The following is a 23,712-nucleotide window of genomic DNA, read 5'->3' on the forward strand; positions in this document are numbered from 1 at the left end:
GTTCGCGACGCGCGGCAGGCAGTTTATGGGAAGCAAACGACCAATTTTACAAAAGAATCCCGTCGTAAAGGTGATCGGATGCCGTCATTGCGCAGTGGAATCCCCGGGGGATGCCTCTACTGAGATCTGCAGCGTCACGGTATCGCTCACTTCCGGCAGGAACCGCGTCATGCCAAAGGCGCTGCGCGTGACAGTGGCGTGGAAATCACCGCCGCAGACCTTGCGACGGATGCCGAACAGCGAGATTTCGCCGCAACTGAAGCGATCGACCTCAAGCCTCAGCGGCCTTGTCGTCCCTAGCAGGCTCAGTTCGCCTTCCACCGCCACGAGCTTGCCGTTCTCCGCAACGAAGCGGTCAGCTCGCAGCCTGGCCACGGGCGCATTGACGGCATCCAGGAACTGTGGCGAACGAAGCACGCCATCGAGGCTGCGATTGCCGGTGTCGACCGAAGCGGTTTCCACAGTGAAGTCGATTCCGCCCGCGCCGGTGGCGGGGTCGTAGACGATGCGCCCGTCGATCTTGCCGAAGCGCCCGCGTACCGTGGTTCGGTCGAAGTGGCTGGCGGCAAAGTAGACGCTCGTATGTGTCGGGTCGACGGTGTAGGAGAAAGGGGCGGCGACGGCCGCCGCGCTGAGAACGGCCGCCAGCAGCCACGCAAGGCGAAACGCGCGCATAACTGGTCGCTCCTAGTTATGCACAAAGACCGGCAGCAGGAAGATGCCGACTACCGACAGCAAGCCGATAGTCCAGCACAGCGTGCGCAGCGTGGGGCGGTCGGCCAGGTAGCACACCGTGTAGAGCACGCGGGCGATGATGAAGACCACCGCGAGTTCGTTGATGCGCGCCTGGGGCGCCTGCATGTGGCTGGCCACCAGCACCGCAGCGGCAAAGAAGGGGAAGGCTTCGAAGTGGTTCCGGTGTGCCAGGTCGGCGCGGCGCGCGCGGCCGCTCTGGCGCTCCAGCCAGCCGCGCGGGTCGTGGTTGTCGAAGGCCTTGCCGCCGGCCTTGGCAATGGCCACGGTCACGACAGGCAGGATGCCTGCCACGAGGACACACCAGAATGCGATCGGCATGGTTCGGCCCTTGCGTGAAGCTGCATTCATCGCAGCGGCTGAGCCGCTGCCGACCGCCAGCCGTCAGGCCGCGACCACCCGGATGTCGATGCCGGCCAGGCTGACCACCTGGCCGGCGCGAATCTTCGCAGTCTTGCGCGATTCGGGCTCGCCGTCCACCGAGACTTCGCCGGCGGCGACCAGCGCCTTGCCGGCGCCGCCGCTGTCGCATACGCCCGCGAGCTTGAGCAGGTCATTGAGCGCGATGAACTCGCGATCGAGCGGGAACGTAATGACCTGGGCCTGGGATTTGCCTGCCTTTGCCATCACTTGCCCCAGCTGTCCTTCAGCCCGACGATGCGGTTGAAGACCGGCTTGCCTGGCTGCGAATCGACGCGGTCGGCGACGAAGTAGCCGTGGCGTTCGAACTGGAAGCGATCTTCCGGACTGGCGTCGCGCAGGCTCGGCTCCAGGTAGGCCGTGATGACCTTCTTGGAGTCCGGGTTCAGGGCTTCGAGGAAATTCTTGCCGCCGGCATCCGGATTCGGGTCATTGAACAGGCGGTCGTACAGGCGCACTTCGCACTCGTAGGCCGCAGCGGCGCTGACCCAGTGGATCACGCCCTTGACCTTGACGCTGTCCGCGCCCGGCGTGCCGCTCTTGGTGTCGGGCAGGTAGTTGGCATGCACGGCCACGACGTTGCCGTCGGCGTCCTTGTCCACGCCGGTGCACTCGATCACGTAGCCGTACTTCAGGCGCACCTTGTTGCCCGGGAACAGCCGGAAATAGCCCTTCGGCGGGTTCTGGTTGAAGTCCTCGCGCTCGATCCACAATTCGCGCGAGATCGGGAACACGCGCTTGCCCAGTTCCGGCTTCTTCGGGTGGACGGGCGCCGAGCATTCCTCGGCCTGGCCTTCGGGGTAGTTGTCGAGGATCAGCTTGAGCGGGTCGAGCACGGCCACGCCGCGTGCGGCGCGTGTGTCCAGGTCATCGCGCACGGCGCCTTCCAGGGTGCTCATGTCGATCCAGCTGTCGGCCTTGGCCACGCCGACGCGATCACAGAACAGCTGGATCGATTCCGGCGTGTAGCCGCGGCGGCGGATGCCGACGATGGTCGGCATGCGCGGATCGTCCCAGCCGTCGACGCGCTGCTCGTCCACGAGCTGCTTGAGCTTGCGCTTGCTGGTGATCGCGTAGGTCAGGTTCAGGCGTGCGAATTCGTACTGGTGCGGCAGCGGATCGCGGAACACGCCGCAATCGCGCAGGTGCTCGAGCACCCAGTCGTACAGCGGACGGTTGTTCTCGAACTCCAGCGTGCACAGCGAATGCGAGATGTTCTCGATCGCATCCGAGATGCAGTGCGTGAAGTCGTACATCGGGTAGATGCACCACTTGTCGCCGGTACGGTGGTGGTGCGCATGGCGGATGCGGTACAGCACCGGATCGCGCATCACGATGTTCGGCGCGGTCATGTCGATCTTCGCGCGCAGCACGTGCTCGCCGTCCTTGTACTTGCCGTCGCGCATGTCGCGGAACAGCTGCAGGTTTTCCTCGACGCTGCGGTCGCGGAACGGCGAAGGCTTGCCCGGCTCGGAGAAGTTGCCGCGGTTGGCGGCCATCTGCTCGGCGCTCTGGCTGTCGATATAGGCGACGCCGCGCTCGATCAGCTTCTCGGCGAACGTGTAGAGCTGGTCGAAGTAATCGCTCGCGTAGTGCAGGTGCGGCTGGCCGCCCGGGGTCTTGTTGTCCCAGGAGAAGCCGAGCCAGTGCACCGCGTCGATAATCGAGTCGACGTATTCGGTGTCTTCCTTGACCGGGTTGGTGTCATCGAAGCGCAGGTGGCAGCGGCCGCCGTAGTCGCGGGCGAGGCCGAAGTTCAGGCAGATGCTCTTGGCGTGGCCAATATGCAGGTAGCCGTTGGGCTCCGGCGGGAAGCGGGTGATGACGGTCGGCAGCGGTTCGCCCTGGCTGTCCTTGCGGCCGGCATAGGTGCCGGCGGCGAGGTCCTGGTCGATGATGCTTCGCAGGAAGTTGGATGCGATGGGCGTGCTGTCGGTGGGCTTGTTGTCGTGGCTCATGGTGGCGCCGGTTGGCGGCTGGATCGACCGCTTGGTCTTCAGTGTTGCGTGGCGGATTGCCAATTTGGTGATTTTACCGTGCCAGCGGCGCCACCCGGCGCGAGCACGGCGGATTTGTGCCCGCTTTTGTCTCCGGGGCTGTCCCGTCGGCACTCCGGGGCAGCCGGAAGTGACGTCCGGGGGTAGCATGGAGGCCGAACGTCCACCGGCCGGCTGGCCTCGCGCCATCCGCCATGTTTCCCGGGGTTTGCCGCCATGACTGCCAGTCTCGATACCGCTTCCGCTTCCGTTCCCGACGCGCCCGCCAGTGCCGTCGCCGCCTTGTGGCAAGGCGCCGGGCTACCCGCCGAAGCGCTGGGCCACCTTGACCTGAGCGGCGCCGATCCGGTGCTTCCGTCCAGTTTTGCCGTAGGCGCCGCGGCGCAGGCCAGCCTGGCCGCCTCGGCCCTGGCCGCCGCGGCGCTATGGCAGCAGCGCACCGGACGCTGGCAGCAGGTGGGCGTGGACATGCGCCACGCCATCACCGAGTTCCGCAGCGAACGCTACCTGCGCGTGGATGGCGGCCCGGCGCCGGAGCTGTGGGACAAGATCGCCGGCGTCTACCGCTGCGGCGACGGCCGCTGGGTCCGCCTGCATACCAATTTCCCGCACCACCGCGACGGCGTGCTGCGGCTGCTGGGCTGTGCCCACGACAAGGCTGCCGTGCAGGCGGCGCTGGCGAAATGGGAAGCCGAGGCCTTCGAGGCCACGGCTTCCGATGCCGGCCTGGTGGTCGCGGCCATGCGCAGCTTCGAGGAATGGGACCGGCATCCGCAGGCGCAGGCGCTGCGCGGACTACCGCCGGTGACGCTGGAGCGGATCGGCGAAGCGCCGCCGCAGCCGCTGCCGGCGCTGCCCTCGGCCGAAGGCCGGCCGCTCTCCGGGGTCCGGGTTCTCGATTTCACGCGGATCATTGCCGGGCCGGTGGCCGGCCGCACGCTCGCGGCACATGGCGCCGACGTGCTGCTGGTCACGGCGGCGCACCTGCCGTCGATTGCCCCGCTGGTCATCGATACCGGCCGCGGCAAGCGCAGTTGCCAGCTCGACCTGCGCGATCCCGACGACAAGCGCACGCTGCACAAGCTGCTGCACGGCGCCGACGTGATGATCCAGGGCTACCGGCCCGGCGGGCTCGCGGAACTGGGAGTTGGCGCCGAGGCGGCGGTCCGTGCGCGGCCCGGTCTTGTCTATGTGTCGCTGAGTGCCTATGGCCATGTCGGCCCGTGGTCGGGCAAACGGGGATTCGATTCGCTGGTGCAGACCGCTACAGGCTTTAATCATGCCGAGGCCCAGGCTGCGGGGGAGGATGCGCCCCATCCGTTGCCGGCCCAGGTGCTCGACCACGCAGCCGGCTACCTGCTGGCGTTCGGCGCCATGGCGGCGCTGCACCGGCGCGCCACGGAGGGTGGCAGCTGGCACGTGCGGGTGTCGCTGGCGCAGGTCGGGCAGTGGCTGCGGGGCCTGGGGCGCGTGCCGGCCGGGTTGCAGGCGCCCGAGCAAAAGATCGATGACGTGGCCGACCTGTTGGAAGTTTTGCCCTCGGGCTTCGGCATGCTGACCGTGGTGCGGCATGCGGCGCAGTTGTCGGAGACGCCGGCTCATTGGGCGCTGCCATCCGAGCCGCTCGGCACGCACGCGCCCGAGTGGCTGCCGCGCGGCTGATACCGGATCAGGCGCCAGTCGGCCGCGCCATCAGCTATGTCCGGCGAGCGTGGTGATCGTGTACGCGTCCATGCGCGATCCTGTCGGAACGGGGGCACGCATTACAGCGTGACCGTACCGCGGCCGATTTCGATGACGCGGCCGCCGACACGAATCGCGCCCGCCGCAGTCACGGCAAGCCGCAGTGTACAGGGACGGTCGACGGCGGCACCCTGGTCGACCTCGTACTCGGCGGGCAGCGCGTGCGCGTTGGCCAGCAGCCAGCCGCCGAGATTGGCGCATGCGGACCCGGTGCCCGGGTCTTCCGCCACGCCGCCGCCTTGCTTGCTGAAGAAGTACCGGGCGAGCACGCGGCCGGGACGGGTCGGGTCAAAGGCGAACACATAGGCTGTCTTGCGGCCGAGACTGCTCTGTGGCCACTGCTCCAGACGCGCAGTGTCCGGCCGGGCCCGCTGCACGGCGTCGGTGCTGCGCACGGCAACCAGCAGCTGGTCCGCGCCGGTATCGACCCACATCGGCGAGGTCAGCAAATCGTGCGCTTCCAGTCCGAGCAGTGCCGCCATGTCCGCGTCGGGCAGGCTGACCGCGGCGGTCTTGGGCGGGCCCGCATGGGGTGCCGTGAAGGTCCATACATTGCCCCTGGCCTCGACTGGCACGACGCCGGCCTTGAATTCGAGCGTCAGCCGGTCGCCACTTGCGACCAGGTCGCGCACCACATGCGCGGTGCCGAGCGTGGGATGCCCGGCGAAGCGCATTTCATAGCCGGGCGTGAAGATCCGCACCTGCGCATGCGCGTGCTCCGAAGGCAGGACGAAGGTGGTTTCTGACAGGTTGAACTGCAGTGCCAGCGCCTGCATGGTGGCGTCGTCCATGCCGCGGGCATCCTCGAAGACGCACAGCGGATTGCCGCCGAACGTGGATTCGGCAAAGACGTTGAGCAGGCGGAAGGCGTAGGTGGGCATGGCGCGAAGGCTCCGGAGGCTGGTCGAGCACAAGTGTACGGAACGGGGGCGGACACGCCATGCACAGTTGAGCCCATCTCAGGCGGGCCAGTTCTGCTGCCGCTGGCTTGCTCCCCTCTCCCGCTTGCGGGAGAGGGGCCGGGGGTGAGGGCAAGAGGGTCAAAGGCTGAGGTCTGTGGGTTCAAACCGTTGGCCCCGCCTGATGTGGTTCCTAGCTAAACCACCCCTCACCCCGGCCCTCTCCCCATGTGGGGAGAGGGAGTACAAGGCCCAGATAGGCTCGAGCGGCGTTGGAGCACCCCACACCGCGCGCCTCTTCTATGCCTCAGAACCCCACCGCCTGTCCGTCGCGCCGGCTATCGCTTGCGGCGACGTAGCCATGCTCGGCATCATCCGACAGGCGCCAGATGAACTGGCCGGACCCAAAGTCCATGTACGGATCGTCCACCGACTTGAGCTGGTGGCCGCGCGCCTTCAGGCCTGCGACCGTTGCCGGATCCATGGTGCCCTCCACATCCAGCGTGAAGTCGCGGTTGACCTTCCAGCGCGGCGCACAGCAGGCCGCCTGCGGCTGCTGCTTGTAGTCGAGCATGCGGACCACGGTCTGCAGGTGGCCTTGCGGCTGCATGTCGCCGCCCATGACGCCGAAGCTCATCACCGGCTGGCCGCCGCGCGTCAGGAAGGCCGGGATGATGGTGTGGAACGGCCGCTTGCCGCCCGCCACCGCGTTGGCGGACTTCGGATCCATCGAGAAGCCCACGCCACGGTTCTGCAGGCTGATGCCGGTACCCGGCACCACCACGCCCGAGCCAAAGCCCATGTAGTTGGACTGGATGAACGAGATCATCATGCCGTTCTCGTCGGCCGCGGTCAGGTAGATGGTGCCGCCGACCTTGGGCATGCCGAAATTGAAGTGCGTGGCGCGCTGCATGTCGATCAGCTTCGCGCGCGACTTCAGGTAGGCGTCATCGAGCATCTGCTCGGGCGTGACCTCCATGCTGCGCGGGTCGGCCACGTAGCGGTAGAGGTCGGCGAATGCCAGCTTCATGGCTTCGATCTGCAGGTGCTGGGAATCGACCGAATCCACCTGCAGGGCACCAACATCGAACTGGTCGAGGATGCCCAGCGCCATCAGTGCCGCGATGCCCTGGCCGTTCGGCGGGATCTCATGCAGCTCGTAGCCGCGGTAGGACTTGCTGATCGGCTTGACCCAGTCGGGGCGGTAGTTGCGCAGGTCGTCCACGGTCATGGCGCCGCCGCACTGCTTGCTGAAGGCCGCGATCTTCTCGGCGATCTCGCCTTCGTAGTAGGCGCGGCCGCGGGTTTCGCCGATCTTGCGCAGCGTGTCGGCAGCGGCCTTCATGGTGAACTTCTCGCCGACCAGCGGCGCGCGGCCGTTGGGCATGAAGGTGTCTGCAAAACCCGGCTGGTCCTTCAGTTCCGGGACAGCCGCGGCCCACTTGTGCGCGACCACCGGCGGCATCGCGTAGCCGCGCTCGGCGATCTCGATCGCGGGTTCCATCAGGTCCGCGAAAGGCAGCTTGCCAAAACGCTCGTGCAGCGCCGCCCAGCCGGCGATGACGCCGGGCACGGTGACCGAGTCCCAGCCGCGCACCGGGCGCTTGGCCAGGCCATTGGCGTCGGTGCCGTACTTGCTCTTGAAGTACTCGGGGTTCCATGCGGCCGGGGCCACGCCCGACGAGTTCAGGCCGTGCAGTTCCTTGCCGTCCCACAGGATGGCGAAGGCATCGCTGCCCAGGCCGCAGGACACGGGCTCGACGATGGTGATCGCCGCGGCAGCGGCGATCGCCGCATCCACGGCATTGCCGCCCTTGAGCAGCATGCGCAGGCCGGCCTGTGCCGCGAGCGGGTGCGAGGTCGACACCACGTTGCGCGCGAACAGCGGAATGCGCACGGACTGGTAGGGGTTGGTCCAGTTGAAGTTCTGCATGGTCTTTGTCCGTAGTCTCGTGGCAGCCGGCTTGGGGTGAGGGTGAGGGGGTGAGGGCCGGCCGCGGCTTCACGTTATTCTGCCGTGATCTTGCGATCCTTGATGAGCTTGCCCCAGCGGGCGCTGTCCTTCTTCACCATCGCCGCAAACTGTGCCGGCGTGCCGCCGACCGGCTCGGCGCCCAGCTTGGCGAGACGGTCCTTCACGTCCTGCGACTGGATGGCCTTGTTGAATTCGGCGTTGAGCCGGTTGACGATATCGGCCGGCATGCCTTTCGGGCCGTAGATGCCGAACCACGTATCCGACTCGAAGCCGGGCAGGCCCGATTCACTGGCTGTCGGGATCTCGGGCGCCAGCGGCGAGCGCTTGAGGCTGGTCACGGCCAGGGCCTTGAGCTTGCCGTCCTTCACATGCGGCAGGCCCGACACGATGCTGTCGAACAACACCTGCACCTTGCCCGAAATCAGGTCCGGCACCGCGAGCGCCGTGCCGCGGTAGGGGATGTGCGTGATGAACACGCCGGCCTGGGCCTTGAAGGCCTCGGCGGTCAGGTGGACGACGGTGCCGTTGCCGCTGGACGCATAGTTCAGTTCGCCGGGGCGCTTCTTCGCGTAGTCGATCAGTTCGCGCACATTCCTGACGGGCAGGCTGTTGGGCACCACCAGCACGTTGGTCGCGATCGCGACCTGGCCGACCGGCGTGAAATCGGTCTCGGTGTTGTACGGCAGGTGCGCATTGATATGCGGGCCGATCGAATGCGTGCTGGTGGTGGCGATCAGCAGCGTGTAGCCGTCCGGTGCCGCCTTCGCTGCCATGTCGGAACCGATGGCGCCGCCGGCGCCAGGCCGGTTGTCGACCACGATCTGCTGCCCGAGGTTGGCGCCGACCTTCTGCGCAATGGCGCGCGCGAGCAAGTCGGTGGCGCCGCTCGCGGGGAACGGCACGATCAGGCGGATCGGCTTGCTTGGGTAGTTGTCGGCCAAGGCCGGCATGGCGGCCAGGCAGAGGCCAGAGGCAAGGCCGATGCCGAGCAGGCGCAGCCAGGGTTTCATGCGGATCTCCGGAATCGTGCGAATCAGGTCAGCGGAACAGCGTCAGGCCGGCAGACCCGGATGCGCATGGCGTCGCGGGTGCCTGCGCATTATTATTCCGCGCTCGCTATCACAAAGAAAGCTAATATTTCTTTTCCTTCAAACAAGTTTTTCTTGTGGATCGCGGCCGCGCAATGGCTGATTTCCTGGTGTCCCAATGAGCACAATCCGATTCCTGCGTACCTTTGTTGCCGTGGCCGAACATGGATCCTTCGCCGCCGCTGCGGGCCACGTGGCGCTTACGCAGGCAGCGGTGAGCTTGCAGATGCGCTCGCTGGAAACCGAGCTGCGCCGCGAACTGTTCGACCGCAACGGGCGCGTCGCCGTCCTCAATGCCGACGGGCGCGAGCTGTTGCCGCGCGCGCGCCGCCTGCTCGCGCTGTATGACGAAATGCGCGTGCCGCTGGCCCAGCCAGACGCCATGGCCGGCGCGGTGGCCGTTGGCGCCGTGGTATCGGTGATGGGCGGCCTGTCGCATGTCGTGGCGCGCATGAAGCGCGCCTATCCGGCGCTGGAGGTCCGGCTGGTCGGTGCCAAGTCCATCGAGCTCGCGGCGATGGTCGATTCGGGCGAACTCGATGCCGCGATCCTGGTCGAGGGCGGCGCCCGGATACCCGGCACGCTGCGCTGGACGCCGCTCTACCACGAGCCGCTGGTTGCCATTGCCGCACAGGGCAGCGCGGGGCAGGACGTGCGCGAAGCGCTGGCCCTCAATCCGTACCTGCGCTTCGACCGCAGCCAGCGCACCGGCATGCTGGTGGAGCGTGCGTTGCGGCGAGCGCACCTGCAGGTCAACGAGTTCCTGGAGCTGAACTCGATCGAGGCGCTCGTCGAACTGGTGCGGCAAGAGGTGGGCGTAACCGTGGTGCCGCTGCTGCAGCGTGCGCGCTGGCGCAACGATGCGGCGCTGCGCATCCTGCCGCTGCTGGTCAATGGCGAGCCCGTGATGCGAACCATCGGCATGCTTGAGCGGCGCGATCATGGCAGGGGGCATGTGACCGGCGCGGTCAGGACGGCCTGCGCGGAGTTGTTTGGCGGCTGAGGCGCAGAACCAGGCGGCGGTGCGCCAACAAAAAAGGGGCGTCTCGCGACGCCCCCAGTATTGCACTGCATGACAGACCAGCGGCCAGCGGCTAGCGGCCGGCGGTCTTGCCTTCTTATTCTTCCTGGAACGCTTCCTCGCGCTTGGCCTTGATCGACGGCGAGGCCACGATCAGCACCAGCACCGCGGCGGCGATCAGCAGGCCCATCGACAGCGGACGGGTCACAAACACGCTGAAGTCACCACGCGACAGCAGCAGCGAGCGGCGGAAGTTCTCTTCCATCATCGGCCCCAGCACGAAGCCCAGCAGCAGTGGCGCCGGTTCGCACTTGAGCTTGATGAACAGGTAGCCGATCACGCCGAAGGCCGCAGTCTGGAACACGTCGAAGGTGGTGTTCTGGACCGAGTACACGCCGATGCAGCAGAACACCAGAATGGCCGGGTACAGGTAGCGGTAGGGCACCTTCAGCAGCTTCACCCAGATGCCGATCAGCGGCAGGTTCAGCACGATCAGCATCAGGTTGCCGATCCACATCGAGGCGATCAGGCCCCAGAACAGCGCCGGATTGCTGGTCATGACCTGCGGGCCGGGCTGGATGTTGTGGATGGTCATCGCACCGACCATCAGCGCCATCACCGCGTTGGGCGGAATGCCCAGCGTCAGCAGCGGGATGAACGAGGTCTGTGCCGCGGCGTTATTGGCCGATTCCGGACCTGCCACGCCTTCGATCGCGCCCTTGCCGAACTCATGCGCGTACTTCGAGGTCTTCTTCTCCAGCGAGTAGGCCGCGAACGAAGCCAGCGCCGCACCGCCGCCCGGCAGGATACCCAGCGCCGAGCCGAGCACCGTGCCGCGCAGCACGGCCGGGATCATGCGCTTGAAGTCTTCCTTGTTCGGGAACAGGTTGGTGATATGGTCGGTGAAGGTTTCGCGGTTTTCCTTCTGCTCCAGGTTCGCGATGATTTCCGCGAAGCCGAACACGCCCATGGCCACCGACACGAAGTTCAGGCCGTCGGTCAGTTCAGGCACATCGAACGAAAAGCGTGCGGCGCCCGAGTTCACATCGGTGCCGACCAGGCCCAGCAGCAGGCCCAGCACGATCATGGCAATGGCCTTGACCAGCGAACCCGAAGCCAGCACCACGGCACCGATCAGGCCCAGCACCATCAGCGAGAAGTACTCGGCGGGGCCGAACTTGAACGCCAGTTCCGACAGCGGGGCGGCAAAGGCGGCCAGGATCAGCGTGGCCACGCAGCCGGCGAAGAACGAGCCCAGGCCGGCGGTGGCCAGTGCCACGCCCGCTCGTCCTCGTCTTGCCATCTGGTAGCCGTCGATGGTGGTCACCACGGACGACGATTCACCAGGCAGGTTCACCAGAATCGCCGTAGTCGAGCCACCGTACTGGGCGCCGTAGTAAATGCCGGCCAGCATGATCAGCGCGGCCACCGGCGGCAGCGTGTAGGTCACCGGCAGCAGCATGGCGATGGTGGCCAGCGGCCCCAGGCCCGGCAGCACGCCGATCAGGGTACCCAGCACGCAGCCCAGGAAGGCGTAGGCCAGGTTCTGGAAGGAGAGGGCGGTAGCAAAGCCCAGTCCCAGGTTAGAGAGCAGTTCCATGTTGGCGGTCTCCTTAGCTTGCCAGGAAAGCCGGCCACACCGGCATCTGCAGGTTGATGCCGTACACGAACGCGCCAAGGCTGATCAGCACCAGGATGATCGCGTTCAGGATGGCGCCCTTCCAGTTGAATTCATGGCTCGCCATCGACGACACCAGCACCAGCACCAGGACCGACAGCACCATGCCCAGCGGCTTGAGCATCAGGCCGAACAGCACCACGGCACCCAGGATCCACAACAGCGACTTGATGTCCCAGCGGGCCAGGTGGTCCTCTTCCGCCTTGGCGGACAGCGAACCCCACAGCACCAGCGCGCCCAGCAGGGCGAGCACGACGCCGAGCCAGAACGGGAAGTATCCCGGCCCCATCTTTGCGGCAGTTCCCATGGAATAGCCGCGTGCGACCCAGGAAAAGCCGAATCCGACCAGGATGAACATCAGGCCGGAGGCAAAGTCCTTTTGGCTACGTATGCGCAAAATGATTCTCCTCGATAAGACTGCTTGAAATCTGCCGGGCGCCGTTGGTGCGGTGCAGTAAGGCACTTGCACTGAAGGGCCTGTTCGCGGGCAGGGTGCAAGGTAAGGGTGCGACCTTTCAGCTACCTTTCAGATGTCTGCAAACTTGGTCATGCTGAGGGTATCTCCTAATGAGGCGGCACTTAAATGGCTACAAAGCGAGACTGGAGGCGGGGTTGCGGTGCATGATGGGCGGTTCGGCAAGGCGGTTTCCAGGGTGCTGAGCTATCATCGGACTGGCCCCGCCCGGCATTGGCGGGTGGCGGCCGCAGCACTGACTGCAAGGTACTGAAAGGTTGAGAACGGCAGCTGGCGAAAGTAGAAGGGACACCGTTTGGAGAGCGTCGACCACGTCATCCTGATCGGCGCCGTCGTGATGTCGCTGGGCATCGTGGTGGGCGCCTTCTCCGCACGCGCAGGCGTGCCGTTCCTGCTTGTCTTCCTGGCGGTCGGCATGCTGGCGGGCGTCGATGGCCCGGGCGGCATCCGCTTCTCCAACACCTGGCTCAGCTTCCTGGTCGGCAACCTTGCGCTGGCCGTGATCCTGCTCGATGGCGGCCTGCGTACGAGCTACGCCACGTTTCGCGTGGCCTTGCGGCCGTCGCTGGCGCTGGCCACCGCGGGTGTCCTGGTGACAGCAAGCCTGGTCGGCCTGTTCGCGGCATGGATCCTGGACATCGACTGGAAGCTGGGCTTGCTGCTGGGCGCCATCGTGGGCTCTACCGACGCTGCGGCCGTCTTTTCGACGCTGCACAGCAGCGGCATCCGGCTGAAGGATCGCGTGGCTAGCGTGCTCGAGATCGAATCGGGCATCAACGACCCGATGGCGATCTTCCTGACGCTGACCCTGATGGAGTGGATCGCCGCGCCCAACGGACTGACGCCGCTGGCGCTTGCCGTGCGGCTCGCCGTGCAGTTCGGCGTTGGTGCCGTGCTGGGGCTCGGGCTTGGCTACTGCCTGGCCCATGTGCTCGAGCGCATCGAGGTGGCCGAAGGCCTGCACGCCATCCTGATCTGTTCCGGCGGTGCGATGATCTTTGCCATCACGCAGAGCCTGGGCGGCAGCGGCTTCCTGGCGGTGTACCTGGCCGGCATGCTGGTTGGCAACCGGGACCGCGCCGTGACTGCCGACACCATGCGCGCGATGGACGGCATGGCCTGGCTGGCCCAGTCGGCGATGTTCCTGCTGCTTGGCCTGCTCGTGGCGCCCCACCGGATCTGGGAGATTGCGGTGCCCGCGGTAGCGGTGGCCGCCTTCCTGATGCTGGTGGCCCGGCCGGCAGCCGTATTCCTGGCCTTGCTGCCGTTCCGGCTGAACGTGGGGGAGAAGGGCTTCATCGCCTGGATGGGCCTGCGTGGCGCCGTGCCCATCGTGCTGTCGCTGTTTCCATTGCTGCGCGGATTGCCCGAGTCGGGCCTGATCTTCCGCGTGGCGTTTGCCGTGGTGCTGGCCAGCCTCTTGCTGCAGGGGACGACCGTGGCGCCTGCCGCGCGCCTGGCCCGCGTGCTGCGTCCCGGGTTTCCGGAGCCGCTCGCGCGCTCGCGCCTGCGCGGCGTCCATGGGCCGACGATGGAGGTCATGCAGTTCCGGGTCAGCGTCAACGCGCCGGTCGAGAATGTGCGGGCCGACCGGCTTGAACTGCCGCCGAGGTGCCGGCTACTGACGGTGGCGCGCGACGATGCACTGGCCCCGCACGAGCAGACCATGTTGCGCGCCGGCGACACGGTATCGGTGCTGGCGCCCGCCACGGTGCTGCCCAGGCTCGCGGCACTGTTCCAGGCGCCGGGGCCCGCTCCGGCATGGGATCAGGTGACGCATGATTTCCTGCTCTCCGGCGACGCCTTCCTGCGCGACGTGGCGGCGCTCTATGGGGATCGGACGCTGACGCCCGCCGAGGCCCCGCTGACGCTCGCCGACGCCATGCAGGCCAGCTTCATCTCGCCGCCGGTGGAGGGCGACAGCGTCGTGATCGCCGGCCTGCACCTGACTGCCGCCCGCATGGAAGGGCCGCGCATCATCCAGGTCGGCGTGCTGCTGCCCCGCACCGAAAGCGGCACGGGCATCCGGCGCTGGGGCATCCGCCGCAAGCCGCAGGCTTAGTCGACCTTAGCGCCCGATACGCGCACGATCTGCGCGTACTTCTTCAGCTCGCGCTGCACCAGCGCGCCGAACTGTTCGGGCGTGGTGGGGGCCGGCTGGGCGCCGATGCGGGCGAGGCGTGCCTTCATGTCGTCGGTCTTCAGGATGGCGACGATATCGTGGTTGAGCCGCTCGACGATCTCGCGCGGCGTATTGGCCGGCGCGAACACGCCGAACCACGTGGAGATATCAAAGCCTTCCAGTCCCAGGCCCTTGCCCGCTTCCGCGATGGTCGGCAGCTCCGGGAAGGCGGCTGCGCGGCTGGCGGTGGTGACCGCGAATGCCTTCAGCTTGCCTGCCTTGATATTGGCGGAGGCCGAGGCCAGGTTGTCGAAGATCAGGTCGGTCTGGCCCGACAGGACCGACAACTGCGCGGGCGACGCGCCGTTGTATGGGATATGGACCATACTGATCTTCGCCATGCTCTTGAACAGCTCGCCCGACAGGTGGCCGGCGCTGCCGTTGCCGCCCGACGCATAGTCGAGCTTGCCCGGATGCTTGCGCGCGTACTCGACCAGTTCGCGCACATTGTTGATATGCAGCTCCGCGGCCTTGCCCGGATGCATCACCAGCACATTGGGCACGTCCGCGACCAGCGTGACCGGCGCGAAATCCTTGACCGGGTCATACGGCATCTTGCTGAACAGCGTCGGGTTGATGGCGTGCGTGGCCACCGCGCCCATGACGATGGTGTAGCCATCGGCCGGCTGCTTGGCCACATAGTCCGCGCCAAGGTTGCCGCCGGCGCCCGGCTTGTTCTCGACCACCACCGGCTGGCCGAGGCTGTCGCGCAGTTTCTCGCCGATGGCGCGCGCGACCGTGTCGAGAGGGCCGCCAGCCGGGTAGGGCACCACGAACTTGATCGGCTTGGACGGGTAGGCGGTGGCCGGGACGGCCGCGATGGAGGCCGCGGCGGGCAGCATGGCCGCGACGACAGTGGCGGCGAGCAGTTTATTCAGCATGACGACTTCAGGGGTACGGAAAACAGGGGTAGCGCCTTACCTTGCCCCGATGCCGCGCGCCATCATCACGGCGCACAGCGGCAGCAGGATCACCAGGTGGGCTTCGATCATGACCCAGCGGCGGGCCTTCCTGACCTCGGACGGCGGCGGCACGAAATCGGGCAGCTTGCGGCTCTGCTTGCGCCAGCGCGAGATCGCGAAGGTCGGCGGCAGCGAGCACAGCGCGATGACGACGAACACGGTAACCTTCGCGTGGAACCACGGGTTGTGCAGGTAGAAGTCCGCGCCCTTGGCGCCATAGAACAGGCGCAGCAGGCCGGTCGCCAGTGCCGCCATCGCCGACAGGAAGTACACGCCGTCATAGATCGACAGCCGGCGCACCGTGGCCGGCGTGATGTCGGGGCGCAGCACCACGGCTTCGGCGGCCATCAGCGTGATCAGGACGAAGATGGCCAGGAAGTGGAAGAAGGCCAGCAGGGCATCGGTCAGCATGGAATTTCCGGGTGGGTCCGCGGACGCGAACAGCCGGGCCCGGACCCGCCAGGGCGTCGGGCGCAGGCAGTGCCGGCCGCGCGGAACAGCTTCGGGGGACGACTGATCAACTGCTTGCGCCGGTTCCGGCACAAGTGGCTCTTATACCACGCCCTTGGCGCGCAGGGCGGCGATCTGTTCGGCGCTGTAGCCGAGCGCCTCGGTCAGCACCGTGTCGGTGTGTTCGCCGAGCAGCGGCGGATGGCGCAATGCCTCGGGCGGCGTGACGCTCATCTTGATCGGGCTGCCGACCAGCTTGACTTCGCCGGCGCTCGGGTGGGGCAGGTCCACGCGCAGGCCGCGCGCCTTGACCTGTTCGTCCTCGAAGACCTCGTCGAGCGAGTTGATCGGGCCGCAGGGCACGCCGGCCGCTTCCAGGTCGCGGATCCACTGCGCGCGCGTGCGCGTGCGGACCATGTCGGCCAGGATCGGCACCAGCACGTCGCGATTGGCCACGCGCTGCGGGTTGGTGGCGAAGCGCGGGTCGTCGGCCAGTCCGGGCTGGCCGCCATCGGTCACGAACTTGCGGAACTGTCCATCATTGCCGACCGCGACGATCAGCCAGCCGTCGGCCGCCTGGAAGGTCTGGTAGGGGACAATGTTCGGGTGTGCATTGCCCCAGCGCCGCGGCGCCTGGCCGCTGGCCAGGTAGTTGGTGTTCATGTTGGCCAGCATCGCCACCTGCACGTCGAGCAGGGCCATGTCGATGTACTGGCCTTCGCCCGTGCGCTCGCGGTGCGCCAGGGCCGCCAGCACGGCAATGGTGGCGTACTGGCCGGTCATCAGGTCGGAAATGGCCACGCCGGCCTTCTGCGGGCCGCCGCCGGGCAGGTCGTCGCGTTCGCCGGTCAGGCTCATGAAGCCGCCCATGCCCTGGATGATGAAATCGTAGCCGGGGCGGGCCGCGTAGGGGCCGCTCTGGCCGAAGCCCGTCACCGAGCAGTAGATGAGGTCCGGCTTGACCGCCTTCAGCGATTCATAGTCCAGGCCGTACTTCTTGAGCTGGCCGACCTTGTAGTTCTCCAGCACCACATCGCTCTGCGCGGCCAGCTCGCGCACGAGCTTCTGGCCCTCTGGCGAGGAGATGTCGCATGTCACCGAGCGCTTGTTGCGGTTGGCGGCGAGGTAGTAGGCGGCCTCGGCGGTGTCGCTGCCGTCTTCGGCCTTGAGCCAGGGCGGTCCCCAGGTGCGGGTATCGTCGCCAGCGCCGGGCCGCTCGATCTTGATGACGTCGGCGCCGAAATCGGCAAGGTTCTGGGCACACCATGGACCGGCGAGGACGCGGGTCAGGTCGAGGACGCGGAGATGGCTTAAGGCTCCCATGGCAGTGAGGGGGCTCCGGATGCAGGGGTGTAAAGGGGGACTTGCCGGGCCGACGGCGCGGCCGGCGCGGACAGCCTGCAATGTACCACCGGGGTCCACGCAGACGGGTCTGCAAGTGCCCCGTGAGGCGCTTTTAGTCGCCGGATTTGGGCGATAGCCGGCCGGTCCCACGGCGCCATACCCGCTGCGGCCGCCATGTCCCCGCCATGTCCTTTTGGGGCTGGCTTGCCCGTATAATCAACGGTTTGCAAATCCAACACTGATTCGTCGCGCCCTGCATGCCGCGGGAAGCGTCCGCCATCCCATGAAAGTCTCCGACATTCGCAGCAAGTTCCTGCAGTACTTCGAATCGAAGGGCCATACCGTGGTCCGCTCGTCCAGCCTGGTGCCGGCGAACGACCCGACGCTGCTGTTCACCAATTCCGGCATGGTGCAGTTCAAGGACGTGTTCCTGGGCACCGACAAGCGCCCGTACCGCCGCGCCACCTCGGCGCAGCGCTCTGTGCGCGCCGGCGGCAAGCACAACGACCTCGAGAACGTGGGCTACACCGCCCGCCACCATACGTTCTTCGAGATGCTGGGCAATTTCTCGTTCGGCGACTACTTCAAGCGCGAAGCCATCCAGTACGCGTGGGAACTGCTGACCAAGGTCTACCAGCTGCCGGCGGAGAAGCTGTGGGTGACGGTCTACGCCGAGGACGACGAGGCCTATGACATCTGGGCCAAGGAAGTCGGCGTGCCGGCCGAGCGCATCGTGCGCATCGGCGACAACAAGGGCGCGCGCTACGCCTCGGACAACTTCTGGCAGATGGCCGACACCGGCCCGTGCGGCCCGTGCTCGGAAATCTTCTTCGACCACGGCCCGAATGTGTGGGGCGGCCCCCCGGGATCGCCCGAGGAAGACGGCGACCGCTACATCGAGGTGTGGAACCTCGTGTTCATGCAGTTCAACCGCGACGAGCAGGGCAATATGACGCCGCTGCCCAAGCCGTGCGTGGACACCGGCATGGGCCTGGAGCGCATTGCCGCGGTGCTGCAGCATGTGCACAGCAACTACGAGATCGACCTGTTCCAGGCGCTGATCAAGGCCGCCGCGCGTGAAACGCATTGCGACAACCTGAACCAGAACTCGCTGAAGGTCATCGCCGACCATATCCGCGCGTGCTCGTTCCTGATCGTCGACGGCGTGATCCCCGGCAACGAAGGCCGCGGCTACGTGCTGCGCCGGATCGTGCGCCGCGCCATCCGCCACGGCTACAAGCTGGGCCAGAAGACCCCGTTCTTCCACAAGCTGGTGGCCGACCTGGTCGCGCAGATGGGCCAGGCCTATCCGGAGCTGGCTGAAGCCCAGGGCCGCGTGACCGAAGTGCTGAAGGCCGAGGAAGAGCGCTTCTTCGAGACCATCGAGAACGGCATGTCGATCCTCGATGCCGCGCTGGCCGACCTGAAGCTCAAGGGCGGCAAGACGCTCGACGGCGAACTGGCGTTCAAGCTGCACGACACCTTCGGCTTCCCGCTGGACCTGACGCAGGACGTCTGCCGCGAGCAGGAAATCGCCGTGGACGAGGGCGCGTTCGACGCCGCCATGAACCGCCAGCGCGAGCAGGCTCGCGCCGCCGGCAAGTTCAAGATGGCCGCGGGCCTGGAATACTCGGGCGACAAGACCGTGTTCCACGGCTACGAGAAGCTGGAACTGCCGCAGGCCAAGGTCATCGCGCTGTATGTGGACGGTGCCGCGGTCGACGCCATGCAGCCGGGCCAGACCGGCGTGGTGGTGCTCGACAACACCCCGTTCTACGCTGAATCCGGCGGCCAGGCCGGCGACCAGGGCGTGCTGAAGGCCGGCAATGCGGTGTTCGCCGTGGCTGACACCACCAAGATCCAGGCTGAAGTGTTCGGCCACCAGGGCACGCTGGCAGGCGCCGCGCTGAAGGTTGGCGACACCGTGCAGCCGCAAGTGGACGCACTGCGCCGCGCGCGCACCGTGCGCAATCACTCGGCCACCCACCTGATGCACAAGGCCCTGCGCGAAGTGCTGGGCAGCCACGTGCAGCAGAAGGGCTCGCTGGTCGACGCCGATAAGACCCGCTTCGACTTCTCGCACAACGCGCCGATGACGGACGAGCAGATCCGCCGCGTCGAAGAGATCGTCAACGCCGAGATCCTGCGCAACGAAGACACGCATGCCGAGGTCATGCCGTTCGACGATGCGGTCAAGAGCGGCGCCATGGCGCTGTTCGGCGAGAAGTACGCCGATGACGTGCGCGTGCTGTCGATCGGTACCTCGAAGGAACTGTGCGGCGGCACCCACGTGCACCGCACCGGCGACATCGGCCTGTTCAAGATCGTGGTGGAAGGCGGCGTGGCTGCCGGCATCCGCCGCGTGGAAGCGATCACCGGCGACAACGCGCTGCACTACCTGCAGAAGCTCGACGCCAAGCTGAACGAAGCCGCCGCCGCGCTCAAGGCCCAGCCTTCGGAACTGGTGCCGCGCATCGGCCAGGTGCAGGAGCAGGTCCGCGCGCTCGAGAAGGAGCTGGAGCGCCTGAAGAGCAAGCTGGCGTCCTCGCAGGGCGACGAACTGGCCGCGCAGGCGGTCGACGTCAAGGGCCTCAAGGTGCTGGCCGCCCAGCTCGACGGCGCCGATGTGAAGACGCTGCGCGAGACCATGGACAAGCTCAAGGACAAGCTACAGAGCGCGGCCATCGTGCTGGCGGCCGTGGCCGACGGCAAGGTCAGCCTGATCGCCGGCGTGACGGCGGATGCCACGGGCAAGGTCAAGGCCGGCGAGCTGGTCAACTTTGTCGCCCAGCAGGTCGGCGGCAAGGGCGGTGGTCGTCCCGACATGGCGCAGGCTGGCGGCACCGAGCCGGCCAATCTGCCGCAGGCGCTGTCTGGCGTGGCGGAGTGGGTGTCGGCGAAGGTTTGAGGTTTTCCGGCACTGGAGAAAGGGCGCTTCGGCGCCCTTTTTCATTGGCCTCGGCCCGCTGCAGCCGCTATTCCACGATCCGATAGATCTCCCATCGCGCTGTCCCGGAAACCACGTGAGGCTCGAGTTCCTTGCCCCACGCTGCATGCTCGGGGATGGTGGCCAGCTTGGCCCAAGCCCGTTCCAGTTCGCCGAGATCGGCGATTTCCCAGTCATGCACGACGGTAGCCTCGCGCGCGCCGATCGAGCCGGTCAGCATCCGGCCCGTGGTCATGCCGATCTGCGGCGCGATCTCGCGCGCCCAGCGTTGCAGCCGTTCGATGACTTCCTGCTTGTGGCCGAAACGGGCATCGATTTGCCATCTGGCGATCATCATGATGTTCTCCTTGTCGTGCCTGGCGCGCACACTGGTCGTGCACTATTCACCCTGGGACGAACCCGCACGCAAGGTCGCGAGCAGGTCTATCGGCAGCGGGAATACGATGGTGGAGCTCTTGTCCCCCGCGATCTGCGTCAGCGTCTGCATGTAGCGCAGTTGCATCGCCTGCGGCTGCCGCGCCAGCATCTGGGCTGCTTCCAGCAGTTTCTCCGAAGCCTGCAGCTCGCCCTCGGCATGGATCACCTTGGCGCGCCGTTCGCGCTCGGCCTCGGCCTGCCGCGCAATCGCGCGGACCATGGTTTCATTCAGGTCGACGTGCTTGATCTCGACGTTGGACACCTTGATGCCCCAGCCGTCAGTCTGCGCGTCCAGCGCCTGCTGGATGTCGAGGTTGAGCTTCTCGCGCTCGGCCAGCATTTCATCCAGCTCATGCTTGCCCAGCACCGACCGCAGCGTGGTCTGCGCGAGCTGGCTGGTGGCCTCGAGGAAGTTCGCGACCTGGATGATGGCGCGTTCGGGGTCCACCACGCGGAAGTAGACCACCGCGTTGACCTTCACTGAAACGTTGTCGCGCGAGATCACGTCCTGCGGCGGCACGTCCATCACCACGGTGCGCAGGTCCACCCTGACCATCTGCTGCACGGCGGGAATCAGCAGCACCAGTCCCGGGCCCTTGACCCGCCAGAAGCGCCCGAGCATGAACACCACGCCGCGCTCGTATTCGCGCAGCACGCGGAACGACATGATCACCAGCAATGCCAGCAGGAAGATCACACCGCCGAAGCTGAATCCGTAGGCCATGGTCAGGCTCCCTTCTCTGGCGTCGGTTGGGATGGGGGCGCCGCAGCCTGCGGGGCGCTGCCGGCGGCGATCACGTCAAGCGTCAGGCCGTGCCGTGCGGTGACAAGCACCGGCGTGCCGCGCGCCAGCGGGCTGGCGCTGCGCACGCGCCAGTTCTCGCCGCGCACCTGGGCCCAGCCTTCCTCATTCAGGTCGTCCAGCACTTCACCACGGCTGCCGACCAGCGTGTCGGCGCCGCTGACCACGGGCCGCCTGCGCGCGCGCAGCAGGATCGCGGACATGCCGAATACAAAGACCGCGGACATGGCGGAAAGCGCCGCGACCATCGGCAGCGGCACGCCGAAACCCGGCACGTCGGTGTCGATCAGCATTACCGCGCCGAAGGCAAAGGCGACGATGCCGCCTACGCCCAGCGCGCCGAAGGTGGGCAGGAACAGCTCCGCCACCATGCAGCCGATGCCCAGCGCCACCAGCGCCAGCCCGGCGTAGTTGACGGGCAGCATGTGCAGCGCGAACGCCGCAACCAGCAGGCAGATCGCGCCGGCGATGCCGGGCACCACCATGCCCGGCGTAGAAAACTCGAAGATCAGCCCGTAGATGCCGATCATCATCAGCATCAGCGCGACGCTCGGCTCGGTGATGACGGCCAGGAAGCGGCTGCGCCAGTCGGGTTCCAGCGTCACGACCGTGGCGTGACCGGTCTGCAGCACGCGCTCGGCGCCGGCGGCCGTCACGTGCTTGCCGTCGAGCTTGCGCAGCAGGTCCGCCAGGTCGGTGGCGACAATGTCGACCACCCGCTGCTCTGCGGCTTCGCTTGCGGACAGGCTGACGGCTTCGCGCACCGCGCGCTCGGCCCATTCGGCATTGCGGCCGCGCAACTGCGCCAGGCCGCGGATGTAGGCCGAGGCATCGTGCATCTGCTTGCGTGTCATGGTGTCCTGCGCGGCCGGCTCGCTCGCGGGCGCAGAGGCCGGAATGGCCTCGGGCTTCTGTGGCCCGCCGATGCCGATCTGCACGGGACTGGCAGCGCCCAGGTTGGTGCCGGGCGCCATGGCGGCGATATGGCTGGCGTAGAGGATGTAGGTACCGGCGCTGGCGGCGCGCGCGCCACCCGGGAAGACATAGCTGGCCACCGGCACGGGCGAGGCCAGGATGGCCTGGATGATCTCGCGCATCGACAGGTCGAGCCCGCCGGGCGTGTCCATTTCCAGCACCACGAGCTGGGCACCGCCTTCGCGCGCGCGCGTCATGCCGCGCATCACGAAGCCAGCGCTGGCCGGGCCGATGGCGCCGTTGAGCGGGATCACGTACACGGAGCCGACGCCTGCCCCTGCGGCAGCCGGCGCAGACGTGGCGGGGGCGGCTGCCAGCACCGCGAGCGCGAAGCCGGCCAGCAGCAATCCGATATAGAGCCAGGGGTGCGCTAGGCGCGCAATGGCGAATCTCATCGCAAAGGGCGTGGCACAGGGAGTGCCGTGGTGGCGCCACTTTCAGTGTAGGCGACCGGGCACATCCTGCACGTCCCGGTCGGCCTGCGAGGCTCAGGCTGCGGCGGGCAGGGGCGGGTTGCTGGCCGGAGCGCCGGGCGCCGGCAGGGCCTGGACAAGCGCGTCCAGCGCGGCGCTGGCCATGGCCGGATGCCAGGCCAGCAACGTGCGCACGCGGCCGGCCTCGCCCAGGCCATGCACGCTGATGGCGGGCAGGTCGCGGTACAGGCCAAGCACCGAGCGCGGCACGATGGCGGCGCCGATGCCGGCCGCCGCGCATGCGACGATGGTGTGGTAGGAGTTCAGCTCCAGCACGCGCGGCGGCGCAGCGCCGCCCGCCGCGTGCCAGGCCTCGAGCCGCGCGCGGTAATTGCAGCCCGGCTCGAAACCCAGCAGCGTGGACGTTTCCAGGTCCGCGGCGCTGCGGATCGGGCGGTGGCCGGCGCGCGCAATCACGACCAGTTCTTCCTCGAATGCAGGCCGGGATGCCAGCGCCGGGTTGCCAAGCGGCTCGGCCACGAAGGCGCAGTCGGCCTCGAAGCGCTCCAGTGCCTCCAGCGCCTGGCGCGTCGCCAGCGTGACCAGTTCAAGCTGCACGTCAGGCCACGCCTGGTGGTAAGCGGCCAGCATGGCAGGCAACCGGCTGGCGGCAGTGCTTTCCATCGACGCAATGCGCAGGCGCCCGTGCGGACGTGACGGCAGCACCGCATGGCGTGCCTCTTCGGCCAGGCGCAGCATGCGACATGCGTAGTCGAACAGCGTCTGTCCGGCCGGCGTCAGCACCATGCGCTTGCCGTCGCGCAGGAACAGCTCGACCCCGAGCGATTCCTCCAACTGGCGGATGCGCGTGGTCACGTTGGATTGCACACGGTGCAGGCGTTCGGCGGCGCGTGTGACGCCACCTGCCTCCACCACCGTGCGGAAGATCTCGAGTGCGGCTAAGTCCATGGTGGCTCCAGGCGGGAGGTTGCGCTTTTCATCTCATGAAAAGATTAAAAGCATCTTGATAATTCATTTTTGAAGATGGTCGTCACGGCGTAGGATAGGTGAATCCAGGCAGGTTTGCCACCGCTGCGACACGGAGGAACGACGACATGCCGTACGTGAACTTCAAGATCCGCTGCTTCGGCGGCGAAACCACCATGGAGCG

Annotated in this window: 20 protein-coding genes; 4 read left to right on the forward strand and 16 right to left on the reverse strand. The window is 67.0% G+C overall.

Annotation, left to right across the window (positions count from 1 at the left end):
- Positions 1 to 84 precede the first annotated feature (84 nt).
- The 4 genes from AC3FNH_RS08675 to AC3FNH_RS08690 all read right to left on the reverse strand — a co-directional run bounded on the left by AC3FNH_RS08675 (position 85) and on the right by AC3FNH_RS08690 (position 3,131).
- Positions 85 to 675: a YceI family protein gene (locus AC3FNH_RS08675; RefSeq protein ID WP_488719757.1), complete on the reverse strand. Its 591-nt coding sequence runs from the start codon at positions 673 to 675 to the stop codon at positions 85 to 87.
- A gap of 12 nt (positions 676 to 687) precedes the next feature.
- The gene (locus tag AC3FNH_RS08680; protein ID WP_276098127.1) at positions 688 to 1,074 is read right to left on the reverse strand and encodes an MAPEG family protein; all 387 of its coding nucleotides are present in this window, start codon (positions 1,072 to 1,074) and stop codon (positions 688 to 690) included.
- Between the two features lie 63 nt (positions 1,075 to 1,137).
- Positions 1,138 to 1,380 (reverse strand): RNA-binding S4 domain-containing protein, encoded by a 243-nt coding sequence (locus AC3FNH_RS08685; protein WP_276098126.1) that lies wholly within the window; start codon positions 1,378 to 1,380, stop codon positions 1,138 to 1,140.
- On the reverse strand, positions 1,380 to 3,131 hold the full coding sequence (locus AC3FNH_RS08690; RefSeq protein WP_488719758.1) for a glutamine--tRNA ligase/YqeY domain fusion protein: 1,752 nt from the start codon (positions 3,129 to 3,131) through the stop codon (positions 1,380 to 1,382). The genes AC3FNH_RS08685 and AC3FNH_RS08690 overlap by 1 nt, the downstream gene beginning before the upstream one ends.
- 255 nt (positions 3,132 to 3,386) lie before the next feature.
- On the opposite strand from AC3FNH_RS08690, the gene AC3FNH_RS08695 reads away from it, so the two are divergent.
- Positions 3,387 to 4,832 carry a CoA transferase gene (locus AC3FNH_RS08695; protein ID WP_488719759.1) on the forward strand — a complete coding sequence of 482 codons (1,446 nt, stop codon included), beginning with the start codon at positions 3,387 to 3,389 and terminating at the stop codon, positions 4,830 to 4,832.
- A gap of 101 nt (positions 4,833 to 4,933) precedes the next feature.
- On the opposite strand, the gene AC3FNH_RS08700 is transcribed toward AC3FNH_RS08695, so the two are convergent.
- The 3 genes from AC3FNH_RS08700 to AC3FNH_RS08710 form a co-directional block, all read right to left on the reverse strand.
- A complete protein-coding gene (locus AC3FNH_RS08700; protein WP_488719760.1) occupies positions 4,934 to 5,794 on the reverse strand; it encodes a PhzF family phenazine biosynthesis protein in 861 nt (286 codons plus the stop codon).
- Between the two features lie 325 nt (positions 5,795 to 6,119).
- Positions 6,120 to 7,745: a gamma-glutamyltransferase gene (ggt, locus tag AC3FNH_RS08705; RefSeq protein WP_488719761.1), complete on the reverse strand. Its 1,626-nt coding sequence runs from the start codon at positions 7,743 to 7,745 to the stop codon at positions 6,120 to 6,122.
- A gap of 74 nt (positions 7,746 to 7,819) precedes the next feature.
- Positions 7,820 to 8,797 (reverse strand): Bug family tripartite tricarboxylate transporter substrate binding protein, encoded by a 978-nt coding sequence (locus AC3FNH_RS08710; RefSeq protein WP_488719762.1) that lies wholly within the window; start codon positions 8,795 to 8,797, stop codon positions 7,820 to 7,822.
- A 196-nt stretch (positions 8,798 to 8,993) separates the two neighbouring features.
- On the opposite strand from AC3FNH_RS08710, the gene AC3FNH_RS08715 reads away from it, so the two are divergent.
- Positions 8,994 to 9,878: a LysR substrate-binding domain-containing protein gene (locus AC3FNH_RS08715; protein WP_488719763.1), complete on the forward strand. Its 885-nt coding sequence runs from the start codon at positions 8,994 to 8,996 to the stop codon at positions 9,876 to 9,878.
- 115 nt (positions 9,879 to 9,993) lie between these two features.
- Here AC3FNH_RS08715 and AC3FNH_RS08720 read toward each other — a convergent pair whose 3' ends face one another.
- Positions 9,994 to 11,496: a tripartite tricarboxylate transporter permease gene (locus tag AC3FNH_RS08720; protein ID WP_488719764.1), complete on the reverse strand. Its 1,503-nt coding sequence runs from the start codon at positions 11,494 to 11,496 to the stop codon at positions 9,994 to 9,996.
- A gap of 13 nt (positions 11,497 to 11,509) precedes the next feature.
- The gene (locus AC3FNH_RS08725; protein ID WP_276098117.1) at positions 11,510 to 11,971 is read right to left on the reverse strand and encodes a tripartite tricarboxylate transporter TctB family protein; all 462 of its coding nucleotides are present in this window, start codon (positions 11,969 to 11,971) and stop codon (positions 11,510 to 11,512) included.
- A 373-nt stretch (positions 11,972 to 12,344) separates the two neighbouring features.
- On the opposite strand from AC3FNH_RS08725, the gene AC3FNH_RS08730 reads away from it, so the two are divergent.
- Entirely contained in the window at positions 12,345 to 14,111 is a 1,767-nt protein-coding gene (locus AC3FNH_RS08730; RefSeq protein WP_488719765.1) for a potassium/proton antiporter, read from the forward strand.
- On the opposite strand, the gene AC3FNH_RS08735 is transcribed toward AC3FNH_RS08730, so the two are convergent.
- From AC3FNH_RS08735 to AC3FNH_RS08745, 3 genes are all read right to left on the reverse strand, one after another.
- The gene (locus tag AC3FNH_RS08735) at positions 14,108 to 15,112 is read right to left on the reverse strand and encodes a Bug family tripartite tricarboxylate transporter substrate binding protein (protein WP_488719766.1); all 1,005 of its coding nucleotides are present in this window, start codon (positions 15,110 to 15,112) and stop codon (positions 14,108 to 14,110) included. The two genes, AC3FNH_RS08730 and AC3FNH_RS08735, sit on opposite strands and share 4 nt — an antisense overlap.
- Positions 15,113 to 15,148: 36 nt before the next feature.
- Positions 15,149 to 15,604, reverse strand: a complete 456-nt coding sequence (locus AC3FNH_RS08740; protein WP_276098114.1) for a DUF2214 family protein — start codon at positions 15,602 to 15,604, stop codon at positions 15,149 to 15,151.
- A gap of 141 nt (positions 15,605 to 15,745) precedes the next feature.
- Positions 15,746 to 16,966: a CaiB/BaiF CoA transferase family protein gene (locus AC3FNH_RS08745; protein ID WP_488719767.1), complete on the reverse strand. Its 1,221-nt coding sequence runs from the start codon at positions 16,964 to 16,966 to the stop codon at positions 15,746 to 15,748.
- A 304-nt stretch (positions 16,967 to 17,270) separates the two neighbouring features.
- Here AC3FNH_RS08745 and alaS point away from each other — a divergent pair, with 304 nt between their 5' ends.
- A complete protein-coding gene (gene alaS, locus AC3FNH_RS08750; protein WP_488719768.1) occupies positions 17,271 to 19,895 on the forward strand; it encodes an alanine--tRNA ligase in 2,625 nt (874 codons plus the stop codon).
- Between the two features lie 67 nt (positions 19,896 to 19,962).
- Here the strand turns inward: alaS and AC3FNH_RS08755 are convergent, their stop codons facing one another.
- The 4 genes from AC3FNH_RS08755 to AC3FNH_RS08770 all read right to left on the reverse strand — a co-directional run bounded on the left by AC3FNH_RS08755 (position 19,963) and on the right by AC3FNH_RS08770 (position 23,510).
- A complete protein-coding gene (locus AC3FNH_RS08755) occupies positions 19,963 to 20,271 on the reverse strand; it encodes a hypothetical protein (protein WP_276098111.1) in 309 nt (102 codons plus the stop codon).
- Between the two features lie 42 nt (positions 20,272 to 20,313).
- Complete coding sequence (locus AC3FNH_RS08760) at positions 20,314 to 21,075, reverse strand: slipin family protein (RefSeq protein WP_488719769.1); 762 nt, start codon at positions 21,073 to 21,075, stop codon at positions 20,314 to 20,316.
- A 2-nt stretch (positions 21,076 to 21,077) separates the two neighbouring features.
- The gene (locus AC3FNH_RS08765; protein ID WP_488719770.1) at positions 21,078 to 22,523 is read right to left on the reverse strand and encodes an NfeD family protein; all 1,446 of its coding nucleotides are present in this window, start codon (positions 22,521 to 22,523) and stop codon (positions 21,078 to 21,080) included.
- Positions 22,524 to 22,616: 93 nt separating this feature from the next.
- Positions 22,617 to 23,510 carry a LysR substrate-binding domain-containing protein gene (locus AC3FNH_RS08770; protein ID WP_276098108.1) on the reverse strand — a complete coding sequence of 298 codons (894 nt, stop codon included), beginning with the start codon at positions 23,508 to 23,510 and terminating at the stop codon, positions 22,617 to 22,619.
- Positions 23,511 to 23,712: the final 202 nt, after the last annotated feature.

This window comes from Cupriavidus sp. 22TCCZM01-5, assembly GCF_057798915.1.